Annotated in this window: 10 protein-coding genes and 1 pseudogene; 7 read left to right on the top strand and 4 right to left on the bottom strand. The window is 64.3% G+C overall.

The window, feature by feature from the left end; genetic code table 11:
• Positions 1 to 174: 174 nt before the first annotated feature.
• A complete protein-coding gene (gene secA, locus X750_RS140030; protein ID WP_023748465.1) occupies positions 175 to 2,907 on the bottom strand; it encodes a preprotein translocase subunit SecA in 2,733 nt (910 codons plus the stop codon).
• Positions 2,908 to 3,150: 243 nt separating this feature from the next.
• Here secA and X750_RS140035 point away from each other — a divergent pair, with 243 nt between their 5' ends.
• Positions 3,151 to 4,071, top strand: coding sequence for a peptidylprolyl isomerase (locus X750_RS140035; RefSeq protein WP_023743057.1), 921 nt, complete (start codon positions 3,151 to 3,153; stop codon positions 4,069 to 4,071).
• Between the two features lie 46 nt (positions 4,072 to 4,117).
• On the opposite strand, the gene X750_RS140040 is transcribed toward X750_RS140035, so the two are convergent.
• Entirely contained in the window at positions 4,118 to 4,705 is a 588-nt protein-coding gene (locus X750_RS140040; RefSeq protein WP_023743058.1) for a TetR/AcrR family transcriptional regulator, read from the bottom strand.
• A gap of 114 nt (positions 4,706 to 4,819) precedes the next feature.
• Complete coding sequence (locus X750_RS140045; protein ID WP_023748464.1) at positions 4,820 to 6,049, bottom strand: caspase domain-containing protein; 1,230 nt, start codon at positions 6,047 to 6,049, stop codon at positions 4,820 to 4,822.
• Between the two features lie 169 nt (positions 6,050 to 6,218).
• Between X750_RS140045 and argJ the strand changes: the two genes are divergently transcribed.
• From argJ to X750_RS140070, 5 genes are all read left to right on the top strand, one after another.
• Complete coding sequence (argJ, locus tag X750_RS140050; protein ID WP_023743060.1) at positions 6,219 to 7,460, top strand: bifunctional glutamate N-acetyltransferase/amino-acid acetyltransferase ArgJ; 1,242 nt, start codon at positions 6,219 to 6,221, stop codon at positions 7,458 to 7,460.
• Positions 7,461 to 7,489: 29 nt separating this feature from the next.
• Complete coding sequence (locus X750_RS140055) at positions 7,490 to 8,239, top strand: GNAT family N-acetyltransferase (protein WP_031243446.1); 750 nt, start codon at positions 7,490 to 7,492, stop codon at positions 8,237 to 8,239.
• A complete protein-coding gene (gene mutT / locus X750_RS140060; RefSeq protein WP_023685791.1) occupies positions 8,236 to 8,652 on the top strand; it encodes an 8-oxo-dGTP diphosphatase MutT in 417 nt (138 codons plus the stop codon). The genes X750_RS140055 and mutT overlap by 4 nt, the downstream gene beginning before the upstream one ends.
• Positions 8,653 to 8,749: 97 nt before the next feature.
• The gene (locus X750_RS140065) at positions 8,750 to 9,058 is read left to right on the top strand and encodes a hypothetical protein (protein ID WP_023694000.1); all 309 of its coding nucleotides are present in this window, start codon (positions 8,750 to 8,752) and stop codon (positions 9,056 to 9,058) included.
• Positions 9,059 to 9,185: 127 nt separating this feature from the next.
• Positions 9,186 to 9,368, top strand: coding sequence for a Flp family type IVb pilin (locus tag X750_RS140070; protein ID WP_023672984.1), 183 nt, complete (start codon positions 9,186 to 9,188; stop codon positions 9,366 to 9,368).
• A gap of 12 nt (positions 9,369 to 9,380) precedes the next feature.
• Here the strand turns inward: X750_RS140070 and X750_RS01000000163330 are convergent.
• A pseudogene (locus tag X750_RS01000000163330) lies at positions 9,381 to 10,251 on the bottom strand (methyltransferase domain-containing protein).
• 111 nt (positions 10,252 to 10,362) lie between these two features.
• On the opposite strand from X750_RS01000000163330, the gene X750_RS140075 reads away from it, so the two are divergent.
• Entirely contained in the window at positions 10,363 to 11,121 is a 759-nt protein-coding gene (locus tag X750_RS140075) for a ComF family protein (RefSeq protein WP_245260691.1), read from the top strand.
• The last annotated feature ends 21 nt before the right edge of the window (positions 11,122 to 11,142 follow it).

The following is an 11,142-nucleotide window of genomic DNA, read 5'->3' as shown; positions in this document are numbered from 1 at the left end:
TCTGTCCTGCCGGACATCTCCCCCTGAAGGGGGGAGATTGGCTGTCACTGTGGCTTTCGCCAATTGTCGAAATTGAAAGAAGTTACGGCGCCGAAGCTGCTGATCTCCCCCCTTGAGGGGGAGATGGCCGGCAGGCCAGAGGGGGGTGCTGTCCCGCCGACCTAGCCTTCGAAATCAGGCAAACGCGCCGTGGCAGTGCTTGTATTTCTTGCCGGAGCCGCAGGGGCAGGCTTCGTTGCGGCCGATCTTGCCCCAGGTCGCCTGGTTGTTCGGATCGCGGTCTTCGGGAGCGACGATGGCGTTGCTCTCCTGGCGGACCAGAAGTGCGGTCTCGCCACCCTCGAAATCGTCCTCGCCCGTGGTGCCGTCAATGTGGCTGCCGAACATTTCAGGCGCTTCGGGCGGCGGCGCTTCGGCGGCCTGGCGGACCAGTTCGACGCGCATCAATTGCGCGGTGACGGCCTGGCGCAGATTGCCGAGCAGCGCCTGAAACAGCTCGAACGCCTCGCTCTTGTATTCCTGCAGCGGGTCGCGCTGGGCGTAGCCGCGGAAGCCGACGACCGAACGCAGATGGTCGAGGTTGACGATGTGCTCGCGCCACAGATGATCGAGCGTCTGCAACACCACCGAGCGTTCGACATAGCTCATCACGTCTGGGCCGAAGCGCTCGGCGCGCTCCTTGGCGGCGTCGTCGGCGGCCTTGGTCAGGCGCTCGCGGATGTCGTCCTCGGCAATGCCTTCTTCCTTGACCCAGTCCTCGACCGGCAGGTCGAGATTGAGGAATTCGGCGACCTCGGCCTTGAGGCCGGCGACGTTCCACTGCTCGGCATAGGCGTTTTCGGGGATGTTCTTGGTGACGATCTCCTCGATGACGCCTTCGCGCATCTCGGCGATCGTCTCGGACAGGCCTTCGCCGTCCATCAATTCGATGCGCTGCTCGAACACCACCTTGCGCTGGTCGTTCGAGACGTCGTCGTATTTCAACAGGTTCTTGCGGATGTCGAAGTTGCGCGCTTCGACCTTCTTCTGCGCCTTTTCCAGCGCCTTGTTGATCCACGGATGGATGATGGCCTCGTCTTCCTTGAGGCCAAGCTTCTGCAGCATGCCGTCCATGCGCTCGGAGCCGAAGATGCGCATCAGATCGTCCTGCAGCGACAGGAAGAATTTCGAACGGCCGGGGTCGCCCTGGCGGCCGGAGCGGCCGCGGAGCTGGTTGTCGATGCGGCGCGATTCATGGCGCTCGGTGGCGAGCACGTAGAGGCCGCCGGCGGCCAGCGCCTTTTCCTTCAGGCGCTCGACATCGGCAATGATTTCCTTTTCGCGCGCCTCTCGCTCGGGACCAGCAGGCATGTCGCCCAGTTCGTCCTCGATGCGCATCTCGGCGTTGCCGCCGAGCTTGATGTCGGTGCCGCGTCCCGCCATGTTGGTGGCGATGGTGATGGCGCCGGGCTTGCCGGCCTGGGCGACGATGGCGGCCTCGCGCTCGTGGTGGCGGGCGTTCAACACCTCGAAATCCTTGAACCCTTCCTTGCGCAGGCGCTCGGCCAGCTGCTCGGATTTCTCGATCGAGGTGGTGCCGACCAGCGTCGGCTGGCCCTTGGCGCGCGCTTCCTTGATCTCCTTGACGATCGCCTTGTACTTCTCCTCGACCGTCCGGTAGACCTCGTCGTCCTCGTCCTTGCGGATGACCGGCAGATTGGTCGGGATCTCGGTGACTTCGAGGCCGTAAATGTTGCCGAACTCCTCGGCCTCGGTCAGCGCCGTGCCGGTCATGCCGGACAGCTTCTTGTAGAGGCGGAAATAGTTCTGGAAGGTGACGGAGGCCAGCGTCTGGTTTTCCGGCTGGATCGCCACATGCTCCTTGGCTTCGAGCGCCTGGTGCAGGCCTTCCGAATAGCGGCGTCCCGGCATCATGCGGCCGGTGAATTCGTCGATGATGACGATCTCGTCGTTGCGGACGATGTAGTCCTTGTCCTTCTGGAACAGCCGGTGCGCCTTCAGCGCGTTGTTGACGTGGTGGACGATGGCGACGTTCTCGACGTCATAGAGCGACTCGCCCTTGAGCAGGCCGGCCGCGCGCAGCAGGTTTTCCAGCTTCTCGGTGCCTTCCTCGGTGAAGATCGAGGTCTTCTGCTTCTCGTCGATCTCGTAGTCGGCCGGGCCGAGCTGCAGCATGAAGGCGTCGATGGTGTTGTACATTTCCGAACGGTCCTCGAGCGGACCGGAAATGATCAGCGGCGTGCGCGCCTCGTCGACCAGGATGGAATCGACTTCGTCGACGATCGCGTAATTGTGGCCGCGCTGCACCATCTGCGCGCGCTCATACTTCATGTTGTCGCGCAGATAGTCGAAGCCGAGCTCGTTGTTGGTGGCATAGGTAACATCGGACGCGTAGGCGACGCGGCGTTCCTCGTCGGACAGGCCATGGACGATGACGCCAACCGAGAGGCCGAGGAATTTGTAGACGCGGCCCATCCATTCGGAGTCGCGGGTGGCAAGGTAGTCGTTGACGGTGACGACATGGACGCCCTTGCCGGCAAGCGCGTTGAGATAAACGGGCAGGGTGGCGACCAGGGTCTTGCCCTCGCCGGTACGCATTTCGGCGATGCCGCCATTGTGCAGCACCATGCCGCCGATCAGCTGCACGTCGAACGGGCGCATGCCGAGCACGCGGCGGGATGCCTCGCGGACGGTGGCGAAGGCCGGCACCAGCAGGTCATCGAGCGTAGCGCCGTTGGCGATATCCAGGCGGAATTTTTCCGTGCGGGCCTGAAGCTCGGCGTCGGACAGCGCCCGCATCTCGTTTTCCATGGCGTTGATCGCCTCGACACGCGGCCGGGTCGATTTTACGCGACGATCGTTGGAGGAACCGAAAACCTTACGGGCGAGACCGCCGAGACTGACCATCCGATGGTCCTTTCGATAGAATTCTCAATTTTGAGATGAGCGCCGGCCGGCCCCATCAATTCCGCGTGAAACGCGGACAAACACAAAAAGCGCCCGGAAAACGGTTCTGGACGCAAAGTCGTTGGACAGATAAGAGGGGGCTCAACTGATGTCAACGCCGCGTTAGCCCTATGGGCAGCGCCAAATTCCGCCACAATCCGGCTGATCTGCAAGCCCTACCAATCCCCCTTGGAGTTAATCTTGATGTCCTTACTGTTTCGCCGTGCGTCGCTCGCCAGCCTTGGCTTGGCTTTCGGCCTGTCGGCCCTGTCGCTGTCTCCGCTGATGGCCCAGGAAGCCGCTCCCGCCCCGGCCGCTGCCGCAGCAGCGCCGGCGGCAGCCCCCGTCGATCCGAACGCCGTCATCGCTACCGTCAATGGCCAGAAGCTGACCGAGGCGGACCTTAGGCTTGCCGAGGGCGAGCTGTCGCAGCAGTTCTCGCAGTTGCCACCCGAGCAGCGCCGCGCCGCCGCCCTTTCGGCAGCCATCGAAATCCGCGTCATGGCCGCCCAGGCGGTCGCTACCGGGCTCGACAAGGATCCCGAATTCCAGCGCCGCATGGCGTTCCTGCAGCAGCGCGCGCTGCATGGCGAGATGGTCGAGAAGGGCGTCGTCGACAAGGTTACCGATGCCGAGGTGCGCGCCCGCTACGACCAGGAAATCGCCAGCACGCCGCCGGTCAATGAGATTCATGCCCGTCACATCCTCGTGAAGACGAAGGAAGAGGCCGAGGCGATTATCAAGCAGCTCGATGGCGGTGCCGACTTCCAGAAGCTCGCCAACGAGCATACCAGCGATCCCTCGGGCAAGACCAATGGCGGCGATCTCGGCTGGTTCGGCCCGGGGCAGATGGTGCCGGAATTCGACAAGGCGGCAGTTGCGCTCGAAATCGGCAAATACACCAAGGAGCCGGTGCAGACGCAATTCGGCTGGCACGTCATCAAGCTCGAGGACAAGCGCACCAAACAGCCGCCGGCCTTCGACGACGTCAAGGACCAGGCCAAGCAGGCGGTGATCCGCGACAAGTATTTCGCACTGGTCAAGCAGCTGCGCGGCGCCGCCAAGGTCGAAATCCCCGACGCCAATCTGAAGAAGGCCGTCGACACGATGGAAGCCGGCAAGTAAGGCCGGCACCGAAAAAACATGCAAAGGGCGCCGTTCGGCGCCCTTTTCAATTGCGGGAGATGCCTGACATCACATAGCGGACAGTGGCACGGATTGTCGCCTCATCTTCGTCCAGCCGGTTGGTCAAAAGGTGTTTCCAGGCATAGGAAGCGATGAGGTCGGCGACCAGCGCTGCGTCGATATCGGCCGCAACCTCGCCGCGCGCCTTGGCGCGCTCGATGATCCGAGCGGTGTGGGACACGCGCCCATCGGCATAGCCAGTCAGGGCCGCGGCCGCCGCTTCGTCCGACTGGGCCTCGGCGATCAGCGAGCGGAATACGCTGCCCGAGGGTGTGTCGCGCCAATGCGCGAAGAGGTTCCTCAGGAAACCGACGAGGTCGTCTTCGAGACTGCCGGTATCGGGGACGTCGACACGCTTTTGCCGCTTGTAGACCTCTAACAGCAGGGCCGCCTTGCTCGGCCACCAGCGATAGATCGTGGGTTTGCCGGCGCGCGCCCGCCGCGCCACGGCCTCTATGGAGAAGCCGGCATAGCCGGCCTCGACCAGCACCGCCTCCGCGGCCTCGAGAATGGCCTCGGCGCTGTCTGGGTTGCGCCGCGCCCCGATCGATCTGCGCGCCGGATCCTCGCCCATGTCTGTCCTCGCCAACAATCTCGCCGGCAATATAGGTGAGCTGGCAGGCAAACGAAACGGCCCGTTTCCAGCGCTTGTAGAAGCAGGCCTCACGTTCGCCCTGCGCGGGGATTTTCAGTTCATCGCTTGCGAGGTTTCCGAGGCGATCCGCCACTGGCCGTCGCTCTTCACCAGCCCAAGCGTGACTCGTGCCTTGCCGGTCATGCGCGCCGCCGATTTGTCTTTCGACATATAGTCGTAGCTCATCGCGAACACGGCTTCGGCGCGGTTCTCGCCCTGCCGCGTCACATTGAGGCTGCCGGGCTCGAGACTGAACGACCAGGATGCAAATTGCGCGAACCAGTCCGTCTTGAGCTTGACGACGGCGTCGCTGTCATAGCGCGTGCCGAAGATGGTGACGGAAGGCGCATAGAGCCGCTTGACGGTCTCGCCGATCGCCGCGGCATCGGGCGCAAGATAGTCGTCGCGCAGGAATTTCTCGATTGCGGTCTTGTCGTCCCCTACAGACCGTTCGAGTGCCGCAACCTTTGTTTCGGGCGCCGGGGGGACGGCGGGCTTCGGCTGTGCAACCGTTTCGCCGCCGGGCACAAACTCAAACCGTTCGAGCAGCGAACCCTGTTCCCATGGGCGCTGTCCCTCGCGGGTTTCGGAGACCACGTCGCGGCGCACCGCGATCATCATGTCGTTGATGCTCTGGCCGGGCTCGGCCATGTGTCGCAGCAGGGCGGCGGCGAACGGCGAATTGCGCCCGGTGCCGTCCATGGCGACAGCGCCCGGCGCCGTCGAGAAGGCGATGAAGGAGCCGCGCGTCGAATCGAACTGCGCCAGACCGGCAAGCGCCGTTGCCGAGCGCGTGGTGGCGGTGCGGCTCAGGCTGCGGGCAAAGGGATTGTTGCGGCAGGCGTCGAGGAAAACCAGGCTGACCTTGGTCTGCTGCTCCATGATGTCGAGGACTTCGTCGATCGGCACGGCTTCGAGCTGCAGCTTGACCGGCATGTCGAGCCGGGCGTCGACCGGCACGATGTAGTTGCGCCCTTCGACCTGCAGGCCGTGGCCGGCATAATAGAACAGCCCGACGCCCGCACCTTCCAGCGCATCGGAAAATTCGCCGATCTTGCGCTCGAGTTCGCGCTTGCCGAGGTCGTTGCCTTCGATGACCTCGAAGCCGATCGAGCGCAGCTTGCCGGCAATATCGAGGGCATCGTTGACCGGATTGGTGAGCGTGCCGGCTTCGGCATAGGTGCCATTGCCGATGACCAGCGCCACGCGCCGTTCCGGCTGCGCATCGGCGCTCAGGAGCAAAAGCCCCATAAACGCCACCGCCAAGATCACCAGCCTGCCCATGGCCGATATCATAACGCCAGAGGCCCCGGTGACGCCAACGGATTTGAAATGCAAGCTTAATCCCTGGTGGCTTGCCGACAGCGGCGGCCAAGAAAACGCCCTTGCGCCGGGCCGTGCTATCGGGCAAACCGGCCTTCGCCCAGCGTTTTTCCCTCGCCCGAGGTCTCCAATGTCCGCAACGATTTCGCCGCTCGCGCCGAAGAAATATCCCAAAATGCCTGACATTGAGGGCGTGCGCATCGCCACCGCCGAGGCCGGGATCAAGTACAAGAACCGTACCGACCTCTTGGCCATGGTCTTCGATGCCGGCACAGCGGTTGCCGGCGTGTTCACGAAATCGAAATGCCCCTCGGCGCCGGTCGACTTCTGCCGCGAAAACCTTGGCGCCGGCAAGGCGCGGGTGCTGGTCGTCAATTCCGGCAACGCCAACGCCTTCACCGGCAAGAAGGGCCGCGCCTCCACCCAACTGACCGGCGAGGCCGCGGCCAAGGCCGCAGGTTGCACGCCAGGCGAAGTGTTCCTCGCCTCCACCGGGGTGATCGGCGAGCCGCTCGACACCACCAAATTCAGCCATTTGCTCGCCGGACTGGTCAAGGACGGCAAGCCGGATCTGTGGGCCGAGGCGGCAAAGGCCATCATGACCACCGACACCTATCCGAAAGTGGCGACAGCGACGGTCAAGCTCGGCGACACCGACGTCATCATCAATGGCATCTCCAAGGGCGCCGGCATGATCGCGCCCGATATGGCGACTATGCTGTCCTTCATCGCCACCGATGCGCCGATCGCCGCCCCCGTGCTGCAGGACTTGTTGTCGCGCGGCACGGCCAAGACCTTCAACGCCGTCACCGTCGACAGCGACACCTCGACCAGCGACACGCTGCTGTTGTTCGCCACCGGAGCCGCTGCCAAGCGCGGCGCGCCCGCCATCAGCGATCCCAAGGATGCGCGTCTCGGCGCCTTCCGCCGCGCGCTGGGCAAGGTGCTCAAATCGCTGGCGCTGCAAGTGGTGCGCGACGGCGAGGGCGCCCGCAAGCAGGTCGAAGTCACCGTTACCGGCGCCAAATCGGCGCGCTCGGCCAAACGCATCGCGCTGTCCATCGCCAATTCGCCGCTGGTCAAGACGGCGGTTGCCGGCGAGGACGCCAATTGGGGCCGCGTCGTCATGGCCGTCGGCAAGGCCGGCGAGCCGGCCGATCGCGACCTTCTGTCGATCTGGTTCGGCGACAACCGTCTGGCGCATGAGGGCGAACGCGACCCGGGCTACTCCGAGGAAGCGACCTCGGCCTATATGAAGCGCGACGACATTCGCATCCGCGCCGATATCGGTATCGGCCGCGGCAAGGCGACGGTGTGGACCTGCGACCTCACCAAGGAATATGTCGCCATCAATGGCGATTACCGGAGCTGATGGAGTTGGCTTCCAGGCATCCGGCAAGCATGCTCGCCATCGTGCGCCGCTACGAGGCTGCGGGGTTTCGTGCCTGGCCGGCGGCGGCCGTGCATTATGACGGCACCTGGGTGGTGCGGCTGACAGCCGGCCATCCGGCCAAGCGGCTGAACTCGGTCAACCCGCTCGATCCCGGCGACACCCAGCACATTGCCGAGCGCATCGGCCGCGCCAGCCGGCGCTTCGACGCCTATGGCAGGCCGCTGACCTTCCGCATCTCGCCGCTGTCGGGGCCGGACCTAGCCAAGCATCTCGACAATGAGGGCTGGAGCACATTCGACGAATCCCTGGTGATGCGGCTGCCGCTGGCGGACGCGCAACTGGCGCCGGCCATGGACCAGATTCCGCTGAAGGATATCAGCCGCTTTCTCGGCGCGTCGCTCAAGGTCAGCGGCTCGGATGCATCGCTGCGGCCCGGTCTTTCGGAAATCATCGGCGCCATCCAACCCGAAGTCGGGCTGTTTGCGCTGGAGGAAGGGGCCGACCCTCTGGCGGTGCTGATCTGCGTCCATGACGGCGATCTTGCCGGCCTGTTTGAGATCGCCACCGCCAAGTCGGCGCGCAATCAGGGCCATGGCCGCAACCTGATCCTGTCGGCGCTGAAGTGGGCGAGGCTGCGTGGCGCTCGCGAAGCCTGGCTGCAGGTCGAGGCCGGCAATGCGCCGGCGCTGGCGCTCTATCGCTCGCTGGGCTTCGACGAAGTCTATCGCTACCACTATCGCCGGCCGGCGGGCGCATGAGCGAGATCACCGGCAAACGCCTGCTGCTGGTCGCCGCGTGCGCGCTGGTCGATACCGATGGGCGGGTGCTTCTGGCGCAGCGACCCGAGGGCAAACAGCTTGCCGGCCTGTGGGAATTTCCCGGCGGTAAGGTAGAGCCAGGCGAGACGCCGGAACAATGCCTGATCCGCGAACTGCAGGAAGAAATCGGCATCGAGACCGACATCCCCTGCCTGGCGCCGCTCACCTTCGCCAGCCATTCCTATGATGATTTCCATCTCCTGATGCCGCTCTTCGTCTGCCGCCGCTTTCGCGGCATCGCGCAGCCCAGGGAAGGGCAGGCGTTGAAATGGGTGCGGCCAAAACAGATGCGCGACTATCCCATGCCGCCGGCCGACGCGCCGCTGATCCAGTTCCTCATCGACCTGTTGTGATACAAAGCCATTTCGCGGTCTGATCTAGCCAGCGTTAATGGAAGATTTATCTCGTCGTGAAAAATTGCGGCAAAGCGGGTTCGCGGGGAGCGATTGCATGAGCCTCGACAGGGAATGGGACTCGATCCGGCCAGATCGCAGCTTTCGCGCCGCCGGCGTCGGCTTATTGCGCGTCACGCTGTTGTTCGGCTCGGCCGCAGTGGCGCTGGCGCTGATCGCGGTCCCCGTGCTGGACAACCAGACGCGATCATCCAGCCGCGATGCTCTTGCAGGCGGTCTCGACCCGATGAGTACGGGTTCGATCGGCTCGCGGGCCACCTATACGCTGCGCAGAAGCGTGCTGCAGCCCTCACCGAGCTCAGTCTGCATCATCCGCGCCGACGGCCAACGCAGCGGCGACTGCTGACCAACAAGGTCGACACCAGCTTGAGAACTTCCTCAACGCAGGCCCATTTCACAGCCTGTTAAGCTTGTGCCGTTAACCTTTCTTAACAGGTTGGCGATATGGTCGGGGATGAGAGGGATCGACGATCATGAAGCCATTGCTGCGCCGATTTTTGCAGGACGAAACAGGCGCCACGGCCATTGAATATGGCCTGATCGTTGCGGTGCTGTCGCTTGCCATCGTCGGGGGTGTCGGCAAGGCCAGCAATGCGATCCAGTTTCTGTTCAGCGACAACAACAGCAGGCTCGCAAACGCCTTCGCCGAGCACTGATCCGGAGCGCCGTCACCGCCCGCCGGGGTTTTCCAGTATCGTCTTCAGCGAGACCTTCGCCGAACCCGGTTTCAAGGGCTTTTGCTGCGAGGCATCGGGCGCCCAGCCCGACATCCAGACGATGGAAAAGCTTGCCCTGATGCGGCCATCAGCGTCCGAAAAGCGTTCGGCATAGATTTCGGCGGCACGGGTAAAAAGCTTTCGCGCTCCCGGTCGCCGGCTGCGATCGGTCAGCGCGCTGGTTTCGCCCATCGCCCTGAGATCGGCCGTGAGGTCGAAAAGAGTGTCGTAACGCGCCGTCACAGTTTCGACGTCGGCCACCGGCAGCGCCAGTCCGGCGCGCTGCAGCAATGCGCCGGCATCGCGAACATCGGTGAAGGGGATGACACGCGGGCTGGCGCCGCCATAGAGTTCGGTNGAGTTCGGTCTCGGCGGCGAGCAGGCTTTCGCGCAATTCGGAAAGCGTGCCGGCGCCGGCAAAGGCGCCGAGGAAAAGCCCGTCGGGCCGCAGAGCGCGGCGGATCTGCACCAGCATGCCGGGAATGTCGTTCATCGCCTGCAACGACAGAAGTGAAACGACGAGGTCGAGGCTTTCCGGCTGGAACGGCACTGTTTCCAGCGGTGCTATCAGCCCTGGCCGGCCGTCCAGAAACGCTGGATCTGCCTCGACGCGCACGATCTCCGCTGCCTTGCCGCTTGCAGCGACCACGTCCGTTGCGTCCGGCGTCTGGCAAAACAGCACCGCGGCCTTGCCGAATTTCCGCTCGACCGCGCCGAGCCGGTCGGCAAGGTCTTCCGCCGCCCGCCGCATCAGAAAATCCGCGCCGGCTACGGGGTGGGCCAGCGCCCTGCGCTTGCGCACCAGCCAAAGTTCAGTATCGATGATCGGCTGCAACGGTAGACATCCCTGTTTGTCCGTCTAGTGATATCCTGGCGCGGACGACAAAACCACGTGGCCGATCCGGTGATGGAGATCAAGAGCCTCGCTCAAACCATGTTGAAACTGGCCATGTTGGACTGGCCGGCGCGGATGCTGTTCCCGCCGGTCTGTGCCGGCTGTCGCAGGCACGTCTCGCAACCCGGCGTTTTGTGCGGTGCCTGCTGGCCGAAGCTGAGGCTGCTGGAGCGGCCATGGTGCGCGGTGATGGGCACGCCATTCACCCACGATATGGGCGAGGGGTTCCTGTCGGCCGAGGCAATCGCCGATCCGCCGCCGTTCGAGCGGGCGCGGGCGGCCGTGGCCTATTCCGGTGTCGCCCGCCAGATGGTGCAAGGGCTGAAATACCAGGATCGCACCGATCTGGCGCCGTGGATGGCGCGCTGGATGCTGCGCGCCGGCGCTGAGGTAATTGCAGACGCCGATGTCGTCGTACCGGTGCCGCTGCACTGGCGGCGCTTCTTTCGGCGGCAGTTCAACCAGTCGGCGGAGTTGGCAAGGGCGGTTGCGCAGCTTAGCGGGCTGCCTTTCTCGCCCTCGGCGGTCCGGCGCGTCAAGCTCACGCGCCAGCAGGTCGGGCTGGAGCGGCAGGAGCGCGAGGCCAATGTCCGCGCCGCCTTCCGTGTGCCTGCGGAAGCCGAAATCGAGATCACTGGGCGCCGCGTGCTTCTGGTCGACGATGTCTACACCACCGGCGCCACCGTGCGCTCGGTCGCCAGGGCGCTGAAGAAGGGCGGCGCCGGAGCGGTTGATGTGCTGACCTTCGCGCGTGTCCTGCCGGGGGACTTTCGGGCCGACGAGTCCGCGACTATATAAGGTCGAGGAAAGGCACGGACC

The organism is Mesorhizobium sp. LNJC391B00, assembly GCF_000502535.1.
Classification (GTDB): domain Bacteria; phylum Pseudomonadota; class Alphaproteobacteria; order Rhizobiales; family Rhizobiaceae; genus Mesorhizobium.
Note: the sequence above shows the minus strand (reverse complement) of the source record. Positions and strands in the feature narration are given on the sequence as shown.

What these genes read in the sequence shown, in the direction of transcription:
- secA (WP_023748465.1), bottom strand. Translation starts at nt 2,907, where the DNA reads ATGGTCAGTCTCGGCGGTCTCGCCCGTAAGGTTTTCGGTTCCTCCAAC.
- X750_RS140035 (WP_023743057.1), top strand. Translation starts at nt 3,151, where the DNA reads ATGTCCTTACTGTTTCGCCGTGCGTCGCTCGCCAGCCTTGGCTTGGCT.
- X750_RS140040 (WP_023743058.1), bottom strand. Translation starts at nt 4,705, where the DNA reads ATGGGCGAGGATCCGGCGCGCAGATCGATCGGGGCGCGGCGCAACCCA.
- X750_RS140045 (WP_023748464.1), bottom strand. Translation starts at nt 6,049, where the DNA reads ATGGGCAGGCTGGTGATCTTGGCGGTGGCGTTTATGGGGCTTTTGCTC.
- argJ (WP_023743060.1), top strand. Translation starts at nt 6,219, where the DNA reads ATGTCCGCAACGATTTCGCCGCTCGCGCCGAAGAAATATCCCAAAATG.
- X750_RS140055 (WP_031243446.1), top strand. Translation starts at nt 7,490, where the DNA reads ATGCTCGCCATCGTGCGCCGCTACGAGGCTGCGGGGTTTCGTGCCTGG.
- mutT (WP_023685791.1), top strand. Translation starts at nt 8,236, where the DNA reads ATGAGCGAGATCACCGGCAAACGCCTGCTGCTGGTCGCCGCGTGCGCG.
- X750_RS140065 (WP_023694000.1), top strand. Translation starts at nt 8,750, where the DNA reads ATGAGCCTCGACAGGGAATGGGACTCGATCCGGCCAGATCGCAGCTTT.
- X750_RS140070 (WP_023672984.1), top strand. Translation starts at nt 9,186, where the DNA reads ATGAAGCCATTGCTGCGCCGATTTTTGCAGGACGAAACAGGCGCCACG.
- X750_RS140075 (WP_245260691.1), top strand. Translation starts at nt 10,363, where the DNA reads ATGTTGAAACTGGCCATGTTGGACTGGCCGGCGCGGATGCTGTTCCCG.